Source organism: Leisingera thetidis (assembly GCF_025857195.1).
In the GTDB taxonomy this organism is placed as follows: domain Bacteria; phylum Pseudomonadota; class Alphaproteobacteria; order Rhodobacterales; family Rhodobacteraceae; genus Leisingera; species Leisingera thetidis.
The window spans coordinates 2,767,981-2,787,358 of record NZ_CP109787.1 but is presented as its reverse complement, the minus strand read 5'-3'; the positions used below and the strand labels follow the sequence as shown (position 1 = coordinate 2,787,358).

Sequence of the window (19,378 nt, the reverse complement as noted above, 5' to 3'; positions counted from 1 at the left end):
GCAATTTTCTCGTAGTCGACCGGGAGGAATGCCTGCAGGGCCGGTACCATAGGCCCGCAACGACACAAGAGAAAAGCGAGAGGGCGCAGCAATTGCCTGATAACTCCAGCTATTCGGAAGGCGATACCCGCAAGGCCTGGGAGAGATTCGTCTCCTCCGACAAGGACGGCGAAGGGACGCCGGCAAAGGTGCGGGACGAGATCCTCGATTCCTGGCGGCGCAGCCGGGAGTTGGGGGTCGATGCCGGCAGCCAGGCTTCGCGCAGGGTGATAGACGCAAGCCAGCTGGGTCTCCGCCGCGAACGCAACGCCGCGCTCCGGCAGGCGGCCTCGGCGGCCTTCAAGCGGCTGGAGCCGCATCTGAAAGAGGCCCGCACCATCCTGATCCTGGCTGACAGCCAAGGGGTGATCATCGACGCCATCGGTGACGAACACGTGCTGGACGAGGGCCAGGAAATCCACCTGGAGCTTGGCGGCGACTGGAGCGAGCGCACCATCGGCACCAACGGCATCGGCACGGCGCTTAAAACCGGCAAACCCTCTTACGTGCACGCCTCCGAGCATTTTGCCGAAGGCGTACAGGCCTGGACTTGCGCCGGTGCGCCGATCTTCGATCCCCTCACCCAGAACGTGATCGGCGTTGTGGATCTGTCCGGTCCGCCGCAGATTTTCCGCCAGCACAATGTGGCGCTGGTCCTGGCGGCGGCGCGCGAGATCGAGATTGCGCTGGCAGAACAGAAACAGGCCGAACGCACGCAATTGCTGGAAGCCTTCCTGATGTCGGATTACAGCCGCGCCCATGACAGCGTGGTGCTGGTCGATCAGTCCGGCCGCGTGCTGTTCCGCCGCGGGCTGGACGATGATCCGCAGCGCCGGACCAAGGAATTGTCGGTCGGCCACAAGCTGCTGCCGAAACTCGAAGGCCTGTCGGACCAGGACATTCCCAAGCTCTTGCCGCTTAACGTCGAGGCCGAAGGCATCGAACGGCTCAAGCTGGAAGGCGTCTTTCGCGGCGCCGCCCTGTTTCTCAAGGACAAGGGCAAAATGCTGCGTGAGGCGGGAGCAACCTGCACCATCAAGCCACGGGCCAATGTGGCGGAGGGCGAGATCCAGATCATCGGGTCGTCGCCGAAGATGGCCGATGCCATCGGCCTGGCCGAACGCGCGGCGCTGGCCAATGTCTCGGTGCTGATTCAAGGGGAAACCGGGGTCGGCAAGGAATTGTTCGCGCGCCTGATCCACAGCCGGATACCGGATAGCAAGGCGCCCTACGTGCCGGTCAACTGCGCGGCCATTTCCAGCGATCTGATCGGCGCGGAACTGTTCGGCTATTCGGAGGGCGCCTTTACCGGCGCTGTCCGGGGCGGGCGCGCCGGGAGGTTCGAACAGGCCAACAACGGGGTGCTCTGCCTCGACGAGATCGGCGACATGCCGATCGAATTGCAGCCCTACCTGCTCAGGGCGCTCGAACAGCGGGCGATCTACCGGATGGGCGACAACAAGCGGCGCCCGGTCGATGTCCGGCTGGTGTCAATGACCAACCGCGACCTGCGCCAGGAGATTGAGAAGGGCAATTTCCGCCGCGACCTGTTCTACCGGATCGGGGTGATGACCATCGAGGTGCCCCCCTTGCGCGAACGCGGCAACGACATCGCCGCGTTGCTCGACCATTTCTCGCGGAAATATGCCGAAGAAACCGGGCGCACGCCGATGACCTTTGCCAACCGGGCGATGGAATTGATGCTGCAATACCAGTGGCCCGGCAACGTCCGGGAGCTGCGCAATGTCGTCCAGCGGTTCTATCTCATCAAGTCGGACAGTTTCGTGACCGAGCGGGATCTGCCGCCGGAGATCCAGGACAATTTCGACGATGGCGAAGAGGATTCGCTGGAGCACATCCTCGGCGGCCATTCCGGCGACTTGGAAAGCATCGAGGCCAGCGCCATCCGCCGGGCGATCACCGCGGAGAACGGCAACCTGACCAAGGTGGCTCAGGTTCTCGGGATCTCGCGGCCAACGCTTTACCGCAAGATCAAGCGGTATCACATCCGCAAGGTCTGAGGTCGCGGGTGTCAGGAGCCAGCGGGCCGCCGGGCCGGTGTTCATGCCGAAACCGTCGAAGGCCGTGATCAACGGCAAATGCGGGCCGAGGCACTGCGGCACCATCACCTATAAAGTGCGGCAGGAATGGGCCGGCACTACTTCGGCCAATAGCGGCTTTGCACGTTTCTCAACCGCTCATGTCTCGCGCTGCATTCAGTAGTTCGGGCTCTCGGCTGGGTAATCGGGCTGGCCGGCTGGTGTGGTCATCTCCGGGGCTGAACCTTGCGGCCGGTTGCCGTGCGATTTCGTCCTTGGAGATACAGGGCCATATGCTGCTGGCCGCCGCGGGCACTGGCGGAACCGCGCGCATAAAAAGCCGCGATTTGCTGCCATGAGGGCTGAAGGGGGCCGTTTCCGTCTCGCGGTTAAGAAGAAAGCGGCCATCGTGGATCTCGTGTAGGGCGCTATAAAATGTCTATAAAACTACTTTGAGGAGAAATGAATGTAAATTCACCTTCCTGAAGTGGTTGTCGTATCCAATTTTTAATGGCTGTCTCCCACATTTGCCGAGGGATCATTTTCAATGAGTGAGGCAAGACTATGGGTGCGAAAGAAATGGCCGAGGCATCGGAGCCTGAAAAGATGGATGCGGATCTGCGGGGGGTAGTAGACGCAATCAATCGGGCTCAGGCGGTTATCGAGTTCGACTTGGATGGCACAATCCTGACTGCGAACGAGAATTTCCTGGCGACGGTCGGCTATTCCCTCGACGAAATCCGCGGCCGGCATCACCGGATGTTCTGCAATTCGGCATATGCGGCGTCGGATGAATACCGGGATTTCTGGATGCGGCTGGCGATGGGCGAATTTGCGGCCGGCGAATACAAACGCTTTGGCAAAGGCGGTGCGGAAGTGTGGATCAATGCTTCCTACAACCCGATCTTCGATGCCGACGGCAAACCATTCAAGGTGGTGAAATTCGCCACCAACATCACCGGGGAAAAACTGCGCACGGCCGAGCAGGACGGCAAGATGGCCGCCATCAGCCGCGCCCAGGCGATGATCGAGTTCGAGCTGGACGGCACAATCCTGACCGCAAACGAGAATTTCCTGGCAACAGTCGGCTATTCCCTCGACGAGATCCGCGGTCAGCATCACCGGATGTTCTGCGACCCGGAGTATGCCAGTTCTCCGGAATACAGGAAATTCTGGGCTGATCTGGCGATGGGCGAATTTGCGGCCGGCGAATACAAGCGCTTTGGCAAGGGCGGTGCGGAAGTGTGGATCAATGCCTCCTACAACCCGATCTTCGATGCCGACGGCGAACCGGTCAAAGTGGTGAAATTCGCCACCGACATCACCGGGGAAAAACTGCGCACGGCCGAGCAGGACGGCAAGATGGCCGCCATCAGCCGCGCCCAGGCGATAATCGAGTTCGAGCTGGATGGCACAATCCTGACCGCAAACGAGAATTTCCTGGAAACAGTCGGCTATTCCCTCGACGAAATCCGCGGTCAGCATCACCGGATGTTCTGCGACCCGGAATATACCAGTTCCCCGGAATACAGGAAATTCTGGGCTGATCTGGCGATGGGCGAATATTCGGCCGGCGAATACAAGCGCCTTGGCAAAGGCGGTGCGGAAGTGTGGATCAATGCTTCCTACAACCCGGTATTCAACGCTGATGGAAAGCCGTTCAAGGTGGTGAAATTCGCAACCGACATCACAGCGGAAAAGCAGGTCGAAAAGGAGGTGACGCGGATCGCAACCCGGTTTGCGGAACAATCCAGGGAGATCTCGGAACAGGCTCAGACCGTTGCCGCAGGGGCACAGACACTGGGCTGCACAACCGAAGAAATCAGTGCCTCGATCGAGGAGCTGAGCGCATCCATCGACTCGATTGCACAGAACAGCAACCACTCCGATGAGATCGCACAGAAAACCAAGGAAGAGGCCGATCTAGGGGCCAAAGCAATCGAGCGCTCGATTGAAGCGATGGACCTGATCAACGCTTCGTCCGAGGAGATCAGCGAGATCGTCAAGACGATCAGCGAAATCGCCAGCCAGACCAACCTTCTGGCCTTTAACGCAGCGATCGAAGCTGCCCGGGCCGGAGAGCACGGGCTTGGCTTCTCGGTCGTGGCAGATGAGGTGCGCAAGCTGGCGGAGCGATCGTCGCAATCGACCAAGGAAATCAGCAAGCTGATCAACGAGACGGTCAAACGCGTGACCCAGGGCAGCGAGGTCTCGAGAGAGGCAGGTGCCGCCTTCACGAAAATTCTGACTGGCATCTCCGACACCACCGACTCGATTGCCCAGATTTCGGTCGCCGCAAATGAGCAGCAGACTGCGGCACGCGACGTAGCCGAGGCAATCCAGAGCATCGTCGATGCTTCGGAAGAGGCGGTCATTGCCTCGGATTCCATTGCTGCGTCCACGGATGAGCTGAGCACCGGTGCGCAGGAGCTGAAGGCGGAAGTTGCCAAGCTGGGCTGCTGATCCGCTGTGCGGGCAAGAGGAGAGGGGGCTGCCGTGAGGAACCATAGCACCGACATCACCATGAGCGATGACGACTTTTCCAAGCTTCGCGCCATTGTTCACAGGAATACCGGGATAACTATCGGCGAAACCCGGAAAACCATGCTGGTCAGCCGCCTGCGCAGGCGCCTGCGCGAGGTGGACGAGCCGAGCTTCGCTGCCTACATCACCCGGCTATCCAAGGACCCGGGTGAGATGCAAGAACTGACCGACAGGGTTACCACCAACGAGACTTATTTTTACCGCACGCCGCGGGTCTGGAATTATTTCCAGGAGGTGTTTCTGCCGGAATTCCATGCAATAGGGGAGAACCGCCGCATGCGGGTCTGGTCCGCGGCGGCCTCAACCGGTGAAGAGGCGCACACCATTGGTGCCATTCTGGAGCAGCAGCGCCTGACCAAGCCCGGTTTCGACTACTCCGTGCTTGGCACGGATGTCTCCTCCCGCGTTCTGGAAGTGGCGCAGAAAGGGGTCTACAATGGCCGCTCCATTGCCCGCTTCCGCAAAGAGCGGCCAGAACTGTTTGCCAGCCACATGGCCGGCAGCGATGCGGATGGATACAAGGCCGTCCCGCCGGTGCGCGCGCGCCTCAAGTTCAAGCTTCACAACTTGCTGGAAAGGCTCGGAGGCACCAGCCCGTTTGACGTGGTCTTTTTGCGCAACGTGCTGATCTATTTTACCGATGAAGACCAGGAGACGATCCTCAGGCACGTGCGGGACCTGATCCGGCCTGACGGTGTCCTGTTCATCGGGGAAAGTGAAACATTGAACAACCTCAGCACCGGTTTCGAGCAGGTGGCGCCGATCATCTACCGGCCAGTGACGAGAGCGGGCGGGCCATGTGCGTGAATGAAATCGAAAAAATCCATGTTCAGATCGGCCAGGTCAAAACCGGGCAAGCAGGGCAATCTCTGAATGCGATCCTCGGCTCCTGCATCGGGCTGGGCCTGCTTTACCCGGCCAGGGGCATCTACGGTCTGGCGCATTGCCTTTTGTCCAAATCCCAGAAGGCAAGTGATGAAATCGGCGGCAGGCATGTGGATCAGGCGATCAGATCGCTGCAGTCGCTGATGAAGATTTCCCGGAACGACATCCGCAAGCTTCAGGCGATCATCGTAGGCGGCGCCAATATGACCATGCCGCCGGACACCGATCCTGCGCGTCTGGTCGGCAGCATCAATGCGGCGTTTGCCTACAAGGCCTTGCGCGACGCCGGCCTGCGCAACATTTACGAGGACGTGGGCGGGTTGCAGGGCAGACAGGTGACCATCGACTGCACAAGCGGCGAATTCACGGTCGCATCAATCCCGCGATTGGGAGTGTACTCATGAACCGTATCCCGAATGAACCGCTGCTCCTGCCGCCGCAGTCCGCCGCCGGACAGGATCCTGTCTGTCCCGGACCTGTTTCCGGCACAGCCGCGCCCGCAGAGACGGGCAGACCCGGCGTCGGAAAACCGCAAAGGAAAAGCGGCATCTATGGCTCCTTCCTGATCGGCGGAAGCGAGTTCGCAATTCCGGTCACATCGGTCCAGGAAGTGGTGAACGAGCCGGAAGATATCTCGCCGGTGCCTCTTTCGCCCTCTTATATGCTGGGGCTGTTCAACCTCCGGGGAAAGATCATTCCCATTGTGGACCTGCGCAGCCTGCTGGAGTTTCCGGCCGCAAAGGGACAGCAGTCAGGAAAGGTTGCCATCATTGAACATAGCGCGCACAGCATTGGCCTGCTGTTTGACGGGACAGGCGAAGTGCTGAACGAAAAAAGTGCCGCGAGAGTGGAATTCAAGCCCAATAACAGGGGCGTCAAGGATATTGTCATCGAAGGCGTCCTTAAGTTCGCCGACGGGGAAAGGCTGGTACAGATCCTTGACCCCCACGAGCTTCTGAATCTGGAAAAACTGCCCCGCGCGGACGGCAGGACGGAACAGGAAGCCGCCAAATCCAGCAGGGGCAAAAGACGGACGTGCATTTCCTTCCAGACCGGACACACGTCCTGCGCGATCGACCTTCGCTATGTCAAGGAAGTCCGGGAAGTGCCGAAGGTGGACCAGTCGCTGTTTGCGCATGGCTGCATCCTTGGCACCGCAAACCTGCGCGGGGTCATTCTGCCCGTTTTCGATTTCCGGAGCTTCCTGGGGGATGAGGCGGTGTTCAAACTTGGCACGACCATTCCCAGGGAGCGCCGGATGCTGGTGATCGAGACCGCGGAAGGCCCGATTGGTCTCATGGTTTTCTCCATCGACAGTATTCTGTCCTATTACGAGGATGAGATCCTGCCCTTTGCCAAACTGGCCTTGCCGCGCAGCGATCTTGTGGACGGCTGCCTGATCGACAAAGACAACCGGATCGTCATGATGCTGGACCCGGCAAAACTGATGCAGGAGCCTGGCTTTGTAGAGGCGGCGAAGTCCTGCCAGGAAATCTTTCCGCCGGAGACGGATGAGAGCAAGGCTGAGAGTAAGGCCACCGGCACTTCCCGGCGGACGTTCATCCAGTTCACCTTTGAAAAACGGTTTGCGCTCGACACCGCCCATGTCAGCGAGGTGATCAACCGGCCACAGGAGCTGCTGGAGCCGCCATTCTCGCTGAGTTTCGTCGAAGGGATCATCAATCTCAGGGGGGAACTGATCACGCTTCTCAACCCGCGGCTCCTTTATGGCTTGCCGCCTGCCAAGGCGGGGGATCAAAAGGTGCTGATCTTCAAACATGATGACCAGAAATTCGGAATACTGGTGGATTCAGTAGATGAAATCATCATGACGACAGAGAACCGTGTTGCTGAACTCAAACCCATGGATCAGCAGAATACGGCCAGAAACATCACGGAGGATGTTGTCGGCTGCCTGCAGCATGCTTCGCTTGACGGCCAGCAGAATTCCATTTTGGTACTGGATGCGCGGGCATTGGTTGAGCGTTGCCTCAGAGCTGCAGATCTGCCAGCCCAAGGAGATTGACCGGCACGTGGGGGCGGACTGCTTCAAATCGGAAGCCTGCAAAAACCGCCGGCTGACGGCCCGATTTACCCCCGTCGCGGGGCGGGCATTCTTCAGCCGCAAGGCGGGCCTGGCAATCGGAATGGCAGTGTGAAGCGTCTAGGACACCCGGACCGCAATGTCGCACAGCAACCAGGCAAAACCCTTGCCGGCGGTGATCCGGCTCCGGTTTCAAGCAGCAAGACGGTTTTGCGCGCCTTGCAGGAGAAGGCCGATGATATCGGTCCGAGTGAGAATGCCCACAAGGCGGCCCTCGCTGGTGACCGGCACCGATTGCACCCCTTGGGCGGCCAGCCGGTTCAGGAGGGTTCCGACAGGCAGGTCCTGCGGAACAGCGCCGGAGGGGGGCTGCATCACGTCCTTGGCTGTCAAGGCGGCCCGGCGTGCGGGGCGGAACCTTCCGCTGCTGCCGTCCCGTATCAGCGCATTGATCAGGTCGCTTTGCAGTATGATCCCCGCGAAGGCCCCCTTGGCGTCCACGACCGGAAGGCTCTTTATGGACTGGCTGCGGAACATCTGCGCGATCCGGTCAATCGGCACGTCAGGCGCCACGGTGAGCAGATCCTGTGTCATGATGCTGCCGCAGGTTACGCTTTCAAACCTGTGCTGGGCAGCTTCCTCCTCGGCGGCTGCCAGCAGGCGTCCCAGATCGGCGACACCAATGTTGGAGGTTTGATGGAAGCGCTGCAGCAGATCTTCCAGCTCTTCATTGCTGAGGCCGAGGCGGATTTCCTGCGATTGCACAGCTGGCTGCCCGGGCTGGCGGAACGGGTATGTACGGCCGGTGATCCAGTTGTACAGAACGGCGGCCAGGACCAGGGCGGCGGTCAGGACGCCGACCGGCGCCAGCGCAAAGACATAACCCGCCTTGAGAACCGGTTCCGGGTCCAGTGCCGCCAGCAGGGCAATTGCGCCGCCCGGCGGATGCAGCGCCCGCGCAAGCATCATGGCAAAAATGGCTGCAGCGACAGCCAAGGCCGGTCCCCAGGGTGACGGCACGGTTTGCAAGACCGCAACGGCGGCCACAGCGGAAATCACATTGCCGCCAACTGCTGACCAAGGCTGCGCCAGCGGAGAGTTCGGAACCGCGAACACCAGCACCGCCGAGGCCCCCAGGGGGGCGAGAAGCCCCATCGGAATGTCCGCGATCAGGGGCCAGGCAAATACAAGCAGCGTGCAGAGCCCAAGTCCGGCCGCGGCGCCGCCCGACGCGCGAATCGTTTCTCCAAACTGAGCCCGCGGGAGTGCGGGCGACAGGTGGCGAAAGAAGTTAGACATTGATCGCATCGCAGCAACTGCCCGAAAATGAATCCATTGCGCGCAGATAGCACATAAATCAGGCAGATTGAAAACATCTTGCCCGGCGGGGGAGCTGTCCGGTGAACAAAGCCGCGAGAAGGTTTTCTTCTGGCGCGGCAACATGCTGGTAATTGTTCCGGGCGGCTGCGGCGGGCCGGAATTCCAGGCGGGCAGGGCGCTGAGGAAGCCGGTCTTTGTCCCTATTTGGCAAATCGGGGAGCCGGACGCATTGCAGCGCAGGCCACGCTCAGAACAGGCGCAACGAACCTGCAGGCCTGCGAATCGCTTCAACGGGCGAAAACCCGGCGGGAAGCTGACGGTACTGCATTCCTTCACCTTCCAAAAAGCGGTATCCGCAGACTATGGAAACCTGGGTCGTCATCTCTTTTATTGCCGTGCTGTTCTTCCTGATCGGCATGGCGGAGCCGTTGGCTGCACGGCTGCGGCTGCCATACAGCGCAATCATCGCCATGATCGGTATTGTGCTGGGCCTCGGTGCCAGTTTTTTCCTGCGCACCGACCTGACGGATGCGCTCAACCCTGTGGCGGAGGCCATCCTCGGGCTGCCGATCCGGGCCGAGATCTTCATCTACGTGTTCCTGCCGACGCTGCTGTTTCAGGCCACGATCGGGATGGACCTGCGCCAGATGGTCGGGGACGGCGTGCCGATCATCGTGCTGGCGGTGATCGCCGTTGTGGCCGCGACCGGGCTTGTAGGGTTTGCGCTGCACTGGGCGAGCAGCCTGCCGCTGACTGCCTGTCTGCTGGTCGGTTCCATCGTCTCCACAACTGACCCTTCGGCGGTGGTCAGCATCTTCCGGTCGATTGCGGCGCCTCAGCGCCTGACGCGGATCATCGAAGGGGAAAGCCTGCTGAACGATGCGGCGGCAATTGCGCTGTTCGGTCTGTTTCTCGGCTTCGTGATGGTCGGCATCCCCAATCCCTCGATGAGCGAAGCGCTGGCCGGCTTTCCGATGCTGATCCTGGGCGGCGCGCTGACCGGCTGGCTGGCAACCCGCGTGGCGGTCTGGGTCATGAGCCTGTTTGCGGATTTCATTCTGGCCCAGGTTTCCATTTCGGTCGCCTTGCCCTACCTGGCCTATGTCATCGCCGAGCAGGTCCTGGGCGCATCCGGGGTTATTGCGGTGGTCGCGGCTGGGCTGTCGCTGCATCTGACCGCACCGGGACGGCTGACGCCGCAGACCTGGACCAAGCTGCGCGAGGCGTGGGATCTGCTGGCGCATTGGGCGGGGGCCATGATCTTTGTGCTTGCGGCACTGTTCATCCCGCGGCTGCTGCAGGAAATACGGCTGACGGACGCCGGCCTGATCCTGGTGGTGATCGCCGCCGCCGTCGCGGCGCGTGCGCTGATCCTGTTTGTGCTGATGCCGTTGCTGACCGGGTTGCGCCTGTCGCCGGCCATCGACCGTAATTACCGCACTGCCATCCTCTGGGGCGGGCTGCGCGGGGCGCTCACGCTGGCGCTGGCGCTGGCAGTGACCGAAAATGCGCTGATCCCGCATGAAACCAAACGCCTCGTCGGAATCCTCGCCACCGGGTTCACCCTGTTCACCCTGCTTGTTCAGGGCACGACGCTGCGCTGGGTGATCGGCAAGCTCGGGCTGGACCGTCTGTCCGCCTTTGATGCGGCGCTGTCGCAGCAGGCAGTTGCGGTTGCTCTGCAGACCGTGCGCGAAGAGGTCGCCGGTGTCACCCAAAGCTACCGGCTCAGTCGTGAAACGGTGCGCGCCGAGGCCAAACAATTCGGCGTCTGGCTGGACGAGGCGGTCCGGGCCGCGGAGGAAACCACCGGCATTCTCGACAAGGACCGTGTCAAGCTGGGGCTGATCTCGCTGGCCGCGGCTGAGCGCGAAGCGGCGCTCAGCCAGCTGCGGGAGCGCCTGATTTCCACCCGCGTGTCGGAGCAGCTGATCTCCAGTGCCGACCGGCTGATCGAAGCCGTCCGGACCCAGGGCCGCTCCGGATACCGCAGACGCACGCGGGACATGCTGGCCTATGGGCTCGGTTTCCGCCTGGCGTTGTCGCTGCACAACCGCCTGCGGGTGCCGGTGCTGCTGGGAAAACTGACAGCGGACCGGTTCGAGTACATGCTGGCGCAACGGGTCATTCTTGAGGATCTCGATGCGTTTATCGGCAGGCGGATCCGCCGCATTCACGGCAAACGCGTGGCCCAGCTGCTGCAGGAAATGGTTGCCCGGCGCGCTGAAGCGCTGCAAGCGGCTCTGGAAGGACTGCGGCTGCAGTATCCCGGCTACGCCGAAGAACTGGAACGGCTGTTCATCCGGCGCGCGGCGCTGCGTTTCGAGGAGCGTGAATACCGGACACTGCACGAAGACGGGCTGATCGGCACCGAAGTGCTGACGGCCTTGCTGCAGGATCTGCTGGCCCGCAGGGCAAAACTGGACAGCCGTCCGGGGCTTGATGTGGCGGTCCAGCGCACGGAACTGATCCGAAGGCTTCCCTTCTACGAGGCACTTGACCGCCGCAGCCGCAAACGCCTCGAGCGCAGCCTGAAGACCATCTATGTCAAGGCAGGCAGCCCATTGCCGGCCGGCGGCGCAGGCGGCAAGAGCGTCTATTTTATTGCCTCCGGTGCGCTGGAACTGAAGCGTGCAGGCCGGGTCAGCCGGCTGGGCCGGGGGGACATGTTTGGCCATGCCGCGCTTTTGACCCCGGGTGTGCGCCCTGCGCAGGCCCAGGCCATCGCTCCATCCGTGCTGCTGGAACTGCGCGAAGCGGAATTCCGCAAGCTGCTGGACCGCAGCGAGGCCCTGCGCGCGGCGGTGCAGGCGAGCCTGAGGGAGCAAAAGGCCAGTTTGCCGCGCTTGCCAAGGGCCGCTGTGCAGGACGCGACGGAGTGACCGCCGCCGCCGCAACAGCGGCCAGGCCGGACATATGAGCGCAACCGGTCAACGCAGCACGGCGAAATCACCCCTGACCAAAGGAGCGTCCGCATTCGGCGCGGTCAGCGGGGGCTGTTCATTCCCTTGGTCAAGACAGCCTCGTAAGCCGGCTTCCTGTAGGAACTGGGTGTTGCTCCGGTCCACCGCCGGAAGGCCCGGTGGAAATTCGCGGCGGAAGAAAACCCGACGTCCTGGGAAATTTCTTCGATGCTCTTTCGGCCGGCTTGCAAGTCGCGAATGGCAAGATCCCGGCGCAAGCTGTCTTTGATCGTCTGAAACGTCGTTTCTTCCGCATCCAGCCGCCTCATGAGTGTGCGCGGCGTAACCTGCAGGGCCTGAGCCGCATCAACCAGGCGGCATTCTTCCCAGCTGGTCCGGTACAGGAACTCGCGGATTTTCAAAGACTGGGTGTGTTCCCGGAAGCTGGTGAATATCCAATCGCGGGGTGCGCGGTTCAGAAAGTCCTTCAGCTCGGCGGTGCTGCGGGTTCCCGGCAGCCCGGATTCAGCAGTTTCAAAGGCGATTGCGGAATTGGCAGCGTTGAAGCTGACCTGGGCCGGGAAAATTACGGAGTAATCTTCTGCAAACCCGGGCCGCGCAAAGGCAAATTGAACAGTCCGGACCGGCACTTCATATCCCGCAAGCCAGGACAGCAGCCCATGCGCCAGCTTCAGGATGAGCATATGGCCGAACCGCTGGAACGGCTGCTGTCCGCAGGGCACAAGATGCAGAACGGTGCAGCCGCCACCGGTCCCGAGTTCAAACCTGTAATCGTCAAGCAGCAGGTTCCAGAAGGTGGAAAACCGGTGCAGCGCAGAGGGAAGGGACGTGGCCTCGCGGACGGTCGTCAGCAGGTGCTGAAGGGCTCTGGTCCGGATCGGCCGGCTCCAAAGCCCCATCATTTCATCCCCGGTTTCGACGGCGGCAATTTGGTACAGGCGGACAATCTGATCCAATGTGACCCGGTGGGCCAGATGCCCCTGTTCGGTATTCATCCTGGCGCGCTGCAGGAAGGACGACAGCTGATCCCCTGTGCAGCAGCTCCGCAAGGCCATTACCCAATCGCCGGCGAATTGAGCCGAAACCGTCGCAAGGCTTGAGGGATCCGAAAACGCCATCGTTTGAACGCCTGTTCAGTTTGTCACTTTTGGAAAGGATATTGTCCTCTATGAACGTGGAACTGCTTCTGCGCAACACGTAGTTGGCATAAAGGAATAATTGCCCGGAGCAGCGGAAATGACCTATCAGGCCCCCCTTCGCGATATCATGTTCAACATAGAACAGTTGTCCGCCTGGCCGGAAGCTGCGTCCGCAGGCGCCTGTTCCGGGATTGATGCAACGGAGGCCCAGGCCGTGCTGGAAGGGTTCGGCCGGTTTTGTTCAGATGTCGTTGCGCCGCTTTCAGCAGCAGGCGGGGAAACCGGCACCCGCTTTGACGGCGCGCAGGTCGTGATGCCTGAAGCTTACAAGGAAGCCTATGCGCAATTCGCGGCAATGGGCTGGCAAAGCCTGGCGCATCCGGAAGAATATGGCGGCATGGGCTTGCCGCGTGCTGTCGGCGCCGCCGCGGCGGAGATTTTGAACGCGTCGGATATGAGTTTCGGATTGTGCCCTCTATTGACCGACGGTGCGGTTGAGGCGCTGCTGCTTTCCGGTTCGGAAGAGCAGAAGCGGCGCTACCTGGAACCGATGATCTCCGGTCAATGGTCTGGAACCATGAACCTGACAGAGCCCCAGGCCGGCAGCGATTTGGGGCGGGTGCGGTGCAAGGCGGCCCCCGGACCGGACGGCTCCTACTCGGTCACGGGGACCAAGATCTTCATAACGTATGGTGACCACGGTTTGACCGGAAACATCATTCATCTGGTACTGGCGCGCGTTCCGGGTGCGCCGGCTGGCCCCAAGGGACTGAGCCTGTTCATCGTCCCCAAGTTCCTGGTTGAAAACGACGGATCGCTTGGCTGCCGCAATGCCGTCAGATGTGTCAGCATCGAACACAAGCTGGGTGTCAGGGCAAGCCCGACGGCAGTTCTGGAGTTCGACGCAGCAACCGGCTTTCTGGTCGGCGAAGAGAACCGCGGCCTTGAGTACATGTTCATAATGATGAGGGCCGCCCGGTTTGCGGTCGGGGTGCAAGGGGTTGCGGTCTCCGACCGCGCCTATCAGCACGCTTTGCGGTATGCGCAGGAACGCCAGCAGGGACGTCCGGTTGACGGCAGCTCCCGGCAGGCCGTGCCGATTGTGCAGCACCCGGACGTCCGGCGGATGCTGCTGCGGATGCGGGCATTGGTCGAAGGCGGGCGGGCATTGGCGATGGCCACTGCGGGATGGCTCGATCTGGCGCACCGCGCGGATGCCGAAGCCAAGCGTGAAGCGTCTGACATGGCGGAATTTCTGGTTCCGCTGGTCAAGGGGAGCTGCACGGAACGGTCCTTGGAGGTCACCTCTTTGGGCCTGCAGGTTCATGGCGGCATGGGGTTCATTGAAGAAACCGGTGTTGCGCAGTTCTACCGGGATGCCAGGATCCTGCCGATCTACGAAGGCACAACTGCGATCCAGGCCAATGGTCTTTTGGGCCGGCAGGTGCTGCGGAATGGAGGCGGAACCGCCCGCCGGTTCTCCGGAATGGTTCTGGAGACCGAACGCGCCTTGCAGAGCGGCAGTGCCAAGGCGCAGCTCTTTGCGAATAGGCTGGGTGAGGCCCGCCGCGCGTTTGACGCCAGCCTCGCCTGGCTTCTGGAGACCGCACCGCAGGACCCCAATGCTGCATATGCCGGCAGTGTTCCCTTTCTGATGCTGGCAGGCAATCTCGCCGCGGGCTGGCAACTGGGCAGGTCCGTTCTGGCAGCAGAGGCCAAGCTGGAACGGGGAGAGGATACGGCATTCATGCGGCAGAAGATCGCGACAGCGGTATTTTATGCACAACACATTCTTGTGGAGTGCGGAACGGAAAGCACCCGGATCATCGAGGGCAGCGAAAGCTTGTTCGATGCCGGGCTCCAAATCTGAGCAACAAATGATCGCGGCGCGGTGTTGTGCCGGACAGCAAGGAAAAGGTCGGGAAAATGTCCAAAGCAGAAAGTTCGCATAGCTACGAAAACCTCGCCATTGAACAGCGGGACAGCGGCGTTTGCATTGTTTCGCTCAATCGCCCGGATAAGCGAAATGCGCTTGATGCCGCCACGATCGAGGAGCTTATCAGCTTCTTCAGCAATGCCCGCCGGAACGGCGTAAGGGCGGTGGTGCTGGCAGGCAAAGGCGACCATTTCTGCGCCGGCCTCGATCTTGTGGAACACTGGAAAGAGGACCGCAGTCCCGACGACTTTATGCATGTGTGCCTGCGCTGGCATGAAGCCTTCAACAAGATGGAATACGGCGGGGTTCCGATTATCGCGGCGCTCCAGGGGGCGGTCGTCGGCGGCGGGCTGGAACTGGCCAGTGCCGCCCATGTCCGGGTGATGGATCAAAGCACCTATTTTGCGCTTCCCGAAGGCCAGCGCGGTATTTTCACCGGCGGCGGGGCCACCATCCGGGTCTCGGAAATGATCGGCAAGTACCGGATGATTGACATGATCCTGACGGGCCGGGTGTACCAGGGCCAGGAAGCCGTTGATCTGGGCCTCGCTCAATACATCACCGAGGGTTCCAGTTTTGACAAAGCAGTTGAACTGGCTGACAAGGTTGCCCAAAATCTGCCATTGACGAACTATGCGATCTGTTCGGCGATCAGCCATCTGAACAACATGTCGGGAATGGATGCAGCCTATGCCGAGGCGGTGGTGGCCGGCGTCGTGAACACCCAGCCCGCAGCGCGAGAACGGCTGGAGGCCTTTGCCAACAAGACTGCAGCGCGCGTGCGCCCCAATAGCTAAGCCGGCCATGCACGGCGCCGGGTTGCCAGCATTTGCGCAATCCGGCGCCCAACGTTACAGCGGCACCGCGCTGACAAGGCGCCGCCTGGTGCCCGGGGCAAGGCAGGGCCAGGGCTGTTGACGGCCGAGCAGTCTGGCGTTGTTCTGATGCGGAGAGACCTGTGCCGTTCGGGATCTCATGAGGAGGCAAAGGCCGCCTCTGCGCCACCAAGAGACCTGCGCAGGGCGTTCGGCGTTGTGCCGTAGACTTGCTGAAAGGCGGAGGCGAAGCTGGCGCTGGTGGAGAACCCGGCCGCGATCGCCACTTCAATCAACGTCATATTGGTTCTCAGCAGCAGCTTCCGGGCATGGTCGAGCCGCATCTGCCGGTAATAGCTGCAGGGCGTGGTGCCGCAGTGCTGTTTGAAGTGCCGTTCGATGCGCCGCGGAGACGAACCCAAAATGCGGGCAGCATCGGTCATCGAAAGCGGGTTTTCCAGATGGTCCCGGAACAGGGCAATAGCCTTATTGACCAGGCCAGAGCCGGACAGGGCTGCGTGCATCACCTCGCCGTTCTGGGTGCTGCGGGCGTCGCTCAGGCGGGTGTGGATGAAAGCCTGCGCCAGACGGGTCGCCGCCGGTTTGCCATAGACTTCGGCGACGACGTGCAGGGCCAGATCCAGCGCGCCGGTTTTGCCGCAGGACGACCAGTCCCCGTCATTGACCGCGCAGACCTGATCCGTTGGTGTCAGGGCGCTCATCATTCCGCTGAACAATTCCCGGTTTTGCCAATGGACCGCACAGCTGCCGCTTTCAAAGACGCCTGCTTTTGCCAGCGTCATGGCGGCCCCGCCCACGGCGGCAATCTGGCAGCCCCTTCGCCGGAGTATTTGCAGTGCGGCCCGGAAATGCTGGTTGCTGCCAATGCTGCACTTGTGGCCGCCGAAGATCACCAGATAGTCGAGCTCCCGCAGCGCATCTGTTAGCGGCCTGGTCTGAACCACTGCACTGCAGCTGCCCTGAACAAAACCGCCATTGCTGGACAGAACGTCAACTTTCAGGCTGCGGCCGCAGGTTTCGCCTGCGTCGTGCAGGGCCGCGGCAAACAGGGAATACTCCTCCATCGGAAACCCGGAAAGCACGTACAGCCCGGCGCTTGCGGTGTGAGCCGGCTTGCCTGCGGGAGCCTGAGCAGTGTTCCGGACAGGTGCATGATCGCGGAAACTGCTCTGCTTCAAGTGCTGCATAATCATATCCCCTGATGATGAAGGAGCGCCCTGTCAGGCCTTTACCCGGCTCATCGACGGATCATAGAGAGCGGTGAGCTGCACCTTGCAGGGCACCCGTTCGGTGGCCACCTCCAGCTCGTAGTCCCCGCCCAGCACGTATTCGGCATCGACGCCTTCGGGATTGCGGATGTAACCGTACCCGATGGATTGGCCGACGGTATGGCCATAGCCGCCCGAGGTCAGCCAGCCGACACGTTGGCCGTTGCGGTAGATGGTCTCGCGGCCCATGAGCACCGTGCCGGGATCGGTGGTGAAGCAGGCAAGCATCTTCTTGACGCCTCCCGACTTCTGCGCTTCGGCGGCGGCGCGGCCCTTGAAGGGGATATCCTTCCTGAGCTTCACTGCCCAGCCAAGTCCGGCCTCGAACGGGCTGTGGTCGGGGCCGATGTCAGAACCCCAGGCACGGTAGCCTTTTTCCAGGCGCAGGGATTCGATCGAGCGGTAGCCGGCATTGACCAGCCCGTGCGGTTTGCCCGCCTCCATCAGCGCGGCATAGACGGTCTGGGCGTATTCCACCGGCAGGTGCAGTTCCCAGCCCAGCTCGCCCACATAGGTTACGCGCAGCGCCTGGACCGGGCAGCCTGCGATGCCGATGGTGCGGATGGTGCCGAATTTGAAACCGTCGTTGGAGACATCGTCGCGGGTGACGGCGGACAGAATGTCCCGGGCCTTCGGCCCCATCAGCGACAGCACCGCGTTGGAGGAGGTGATGTCGAACAGCTGGCAGTTCAGGCCGTCGGGAATGTTGCGGCGGATCCAGTCGAAGTCATGGGTGGCATAGCCGGTGCCGGTGACAATGTAGAACTCGTCATGCGCGACGCGGCCCACGGTCAGATCGCATTCGATGCCGCCCTTGTCGTTCAGCATCTGGGTGTAGATCAGCGAGCCGACCGGCTTGTTCACGTCATTGGCGCAGATCCAGTTCATCGCGGCCAGCGCATCCGGGCCCTTCAGCGCGAATTTGGCGAAAGACGTCTGGTCATACAGAACCGCCGCCTCGCGTGCGGCCTTGTGCTCGCGGCCCACCGCCTCGAACCAGTTCTGGCGGCCGAAGCTGTAGACGTCCTTGGGGGTTTCGCCCCTGGCGGCATCGGCAAACCAGTTCGGGCGTTCCCAGCCGAGTTTCTCGCCAAAACAGGCGCCCTGGCTTTTCAGCGTGTCATAAAGCGGCGACTTGCGGCAGGGACGGCCGGAGTCGTGCTCCTCATGCGGCCAGGCCATGGTGTAATGCTTGCCGTATGCCTCGACCGTGCGGGTGCGGACCCAGTCAGTGTCGAAATGCGGCCGCCCGAAGCGGCGGATGTCGGCGGACCAGAGGTCAAACGGCGGCTCGCCGTTTTTCACCCATTCCGCCAGCGCCATGCCGGCGCCGCCGCCGGCTGCGATGCCAAAGGCGTTGAAGCCCGCGCCAACATAGAAATTGCTGAGCTCCGGCGCCTCGCCGATGATGAAGTTGCCGTCGGGGGTGAAGCTTTCCGGCCCGTTGGTCAGCGTCTTGATGCCGGCGTGTTCCAGCGCCGGGACCCGGCCAAGCGCCTGCTCCATCAGCTGCTCGAAATGGTCGAAGTTGCTGTCCAGCAGCGTGTAGTGGAAGCCCTGCGGAATGCCGTCCGTGGCCCAGGGGATCGGGTTCGGCTCATAGCCGCCCATCACCAGCCCGCCAACCTCTTCCTTGTAGTAGGTCAGCCGGTCCGGGTCGCGCAGGGTCGGCAGGTTCGAGGGCACGCCCGCGAACGGTTCCGTCACCATATACTGGTGCTCCATCGGCACCAGCGGCACGTTGACCCCGAAACGCTTGGCAAAGGTACGGGTCCACTGGCCCGCGCAGCAGATCACCTTTTCGCATTCGATGCGGCCATGATCGGTGATCACGGCACGGATCCTGCCGTCCTCGATCTCGATATCGGTGACCTTGGTGTCCTCGAATATCTTCGCCCCCGCCATCCGCGCGCCCTTGGCCAGCGCCTGGGTGATGTCGGAGGGGTTGGCCTGGCCGTCGGTCGGCATGAAGGCGGCGCCGATGACGTCGGAGATATCCATCAACGGCCACAGCTCCTGCGCCTCTTTCGGGGTCAGCAGCTCCATCTCCAGACCAAAGGAATGCGCGGTGGTGGCCTGGCGTTTGACCTCTGTCCAGCGTTCCTCGTTACAGGCCAGCCGCAGGCCGCCATTCATCTTCCAGCCGGTGCCAAGGCCGGTTTCCTCTTCGATCTTGTTGTAAAGATCGACCGAGTAGCCCAAGAGCTGGGTGATATTGGCGTTCGAGCGCAGCTGCCCGACCAGCCCGGCGGCGTGGAAGGTGGTGCCCGAGGTCAGCTTTTTCCGTTCCAGTAGAACGGTGTCGGTCCAGCCCAGCTTGGCCAGGTGGTAGGCGGTGGAGCAGCCGATGATGCCGCCGCCGATGATGACTGCCTTGGCAGTTGAAGGAAGTTCAGTCATGTCA

13 protein-coding genes are annotated in these 19,378 nt (G+C 61.7%); 8 read left to right on the top strand and 5 right to left on the bottom strand.

What is annotated here, in order from left to right:
* Positions 1–92 precede the first annotated feature (92 nt).
* The 5 genes from OKQ63_RS13325 (at position 93) to OKQ63_RS13305 (ending at position 7,533) form a co-directional block, all read left to right on the top strand.
* Positions 93–2,060, top strand: coding sequence for a sigma-54-dependent Fis family transcriptional regulator (locus OKQ63_RS13325; RefSeq protein ID WP_264210561.1), 1,968 nt, complete (start codon positions 93–95; stop codon positions 2,058–2,060).
* A 582-nt stretch (positions 2,061–2,642) separates the two neighbouring features.
* Positions 2,643–4,541 (top strand): methyl-accepting chemotaxis protein, encoded by a 1,899-nt coding sequence (locus tag OKQ63_RS13320; protein ID WP_264210560.1) that lies wholly within the window; start codon positions 2,643–2,645, stop codon positions 4,539–4,541.
* A 33-nt stretch (positions 4,542–4,574) separates the two neighbouring features.
* Positions 4,575–5,429 (top strand): CheR family methyltransferase, encoded by an 855-nt coding sequence (locus OKQ63_RS13315; protein WP_264210559.1) that lies wholly within the window; start codon positions 4,575–4,577, stop codon positions 5,427–5,429.
* Positions 5,420–5,911 (top strand): chemotaxis protein CheD, encoded by a 492-nt coding sequence (locus OKQ63_RS13310; protein ID WP_264210558.1) that lies wholly within the window; start codon positions 5,420–5,422, stop codon positions 5,909–5,911. The genes OKQ63_RS13315 and OKQ63_RS13310 overlap by 10 nt, the downstream gene beginning before the upstream one ends.
* Positions 5,908–7,533 (top strand): chemotaxis protein CheW, encoded by a 1,626-nt coding sequence (locus OKQ63_RS13305; protein ID WP_264210557.1) that lies wholly within the window; start codon positions 5,908–5,910, stop codon positions 7,531–7,533. The genes OKQ63_RS13310 and OKQ63_RS13305 overlap by 4 nt, the downstream gene beginning before the upstream one ends.
* Before the next feature lie 210 nt (positions 7,534–7,743).
* Here OKQ63_RS13305 and OKQ63_RS13300 read toward each other — a convergent pair whose 3' ends face one another.
* Positions 7,744–8,850 carry an HPP family protein gene (locus tag OKQ63_RS13300; protein WP_434086012.1) on the bottom strand — a complete coding sequence of 369 codons (1,107 nt, stop codon included), beginning with the start codon at positions 8,848–8,850 and terminating at the stop codon, positions 7,744–7,746.
* Positions 8,851–9,118: 268 nt separating this feature from the next.
* A complete protein-coding gene (locus OKQ63_RS13295) occupies positions 9,119–9,343 on the bottom strand; it encodes a hypothetical protein (RefSeq protein ID WP_264213968.1) in 225 nt (74 codons plus the stop codon).
* On the opposite strand from OKQ63_RS13295, the gene OKQ63_RS13290 reads away from it, so the two are divergent.
* On the top strand, positions 9,234–11,753 hold the full coding sequence (locus tag OKQ63_RS13290) for a cation:proton antiporter (protein WP_264210555.1): 2,520 nt from the start codon (positions 9,234–9,236) through the stop codon (positions 11,751–11,753). The genes OKQ63_RS13295 and OKQ63_RS13290 overlap by 110 nt on opposite strands.
* A 104-nt stretch (positions 11,754–11,857) precedes the next feature.
* On the opposite strand, the gene OKQ63_RS13285 is transcribed toward OKQ63_RS13290, so the two are convergent.
* Complete coding sequence (locus tag OKQ63_RS13285; protein ID WP_350356310.1) at positions 11,858–12,790, bottom strand: helix-turn-helix transcriptional regulator; 933 nt, start codon at positions 12,788–12,790, stop codon at positions 11,858–11,860.
* 241 nt (positions 12,791–13,031) lie between these two features.
* Between OKQ63_RS13285 and OKQ63_RS13280 the strand changes: the two genes are divergently transcribed.
* Together OKQ63_RS13280 and dmdD are read left to right on the top strand one after the other, a co-directional pair.
* On the top strand, positions 13,032–14,804 hold the full coding sequence (locus tag OKQ63_RS13280; protein WP_264210553.1) for an acyl-CoA dehydrogenase family protein: 1,773 nt from the start codon (positions 13,032–13,034) through the stop codon (positions 14,802–14,804).
* A 56-nt stretch (positions 14,805–14,860) separates the two neighbouring features.
* Complete coding sequence (dmdD, locus tag OKQ63_RS13275) at positions 14,861–15,667, top strand: methylthioacryloyl-CoA hydratase (RefSeq protein ID WP_264213922.1); 807 nt, start codon at positions 14,861–14,863, stop codon at positions 15,665–15,667.
* Between the two features lie 176 nt (positions 15,668–15,843).
* Here dmdD and OKQ63_RS13270 read toward each other — a convergent pair whose 3' ends face one another.
* Both OKQ63_RS13270 and OKQ63_RS13265 read right to left on the bottom strand, forming a co-directional pair.
* Positions 15,844–16,770 (bottom strand): GlxA family transcriptional regulator, encoded by a 927-nt coding sequence (locus OKQ63_RS13270; protein ID WP_264210552.1) that lies wholly within the window; start codon positions 16,768–16,770, stop codon positions 15,844–15,846.
* A 156-nt stretch (positions 16,771–16,926) separates the two neighbouring features.
* Positions 16,927–19,374: a GcvT family protein gene (locus OKQ63_RS13265; protein WP_264210551.1), complete on the bottom strand. Its 2,448-nt coding sequence runs from the start codon at positions 19,372–19,374 to the stop codon at positions 16,927–16,929.
* Between the last annotated feature and the right edge of the window lie 4 nt (positions 19,375–19,378).

Bases quoted from the DNA above. Each gene is read 5' to 3' on its own strand.
- OKQ63_RS13280 (WP_264210553.1), top strand. From the start codon at position 13,032: ATGACCTATCAGGCCCCCCTTCGCGATATCATGTTCAACATAGAACAG.
- dmdD (WP_264213922.1), top strand. From the start codon at position 14,861: ATGTCCAAAGCAGAAAGTTCGCATAGCTACGAAAACCTCGCCATTGAA.
- OKQ63_RS13295 (WP_264213968.1), bottom strand. From the start codon at position 9,343: ATGGCGATGATTGCGCTGTATGGCAGCCGCAGCCGTGCAGCCAACGGC.
- OKQ63_RS13270 (WP_264210552.1), bottom strand. From the start codon at position 16,770: ATGGAGGAGTATTCCCTGTTTGCCGCGGCCCTGCACGACGCAGGCGAA.
- OKQ63_RS13310 (WP_264210558.1), top strand. From the start codon at position 5,420: ATGTGCGTGAATGAAATCGAAAAAATCCATGTTCAGATCGGCCAGGTC.
- OKQ63_RS13290 (WP_264210555.1), top strand. From the start codon at position 9,234: ATGGAAACCTGGGTCGTCATCTCTTTTATTGCCGTGCTGTTCTTCCTG.
- OKQ63_RS13285 (WP_350356310.1), bottom strand. From the start codon at position 12,790: ATGAATACCGAACAGGGGCATCTGGCCCACCGGGTCACATTGGATCAG.
- OKQ63_RS13320 (WP_264210560.1), top strand. From the start codon at position 2,643: ATGGGTGCGAAAGAAATGGCCGAGGCATCGGAGCCTGAAAAGATGGAT.
- OKQ63_RS13300 (WP_434086012.1), bottom strand. From the start codon at position 8,850: ATGTCTAACTTCTTTCGCCACCTGTCGCCCGCACTCCCGCGGGCTCAG.
- OKQ63_RS13305 (WP_264210557.1), top strand. From the start codon at position 5,908: ATGAACCGTATCCCGAATGAACCGCTGCTCCTGCCGCCGCAGTCCGCC.
- OKQ63_RS13265 (WP_264210551.1), bottom strand. From the start codon at position 19,374: ATGACTGAACTTCCTTCAACTGCCAAGGCAGTCATCATCGGCGGCGGC.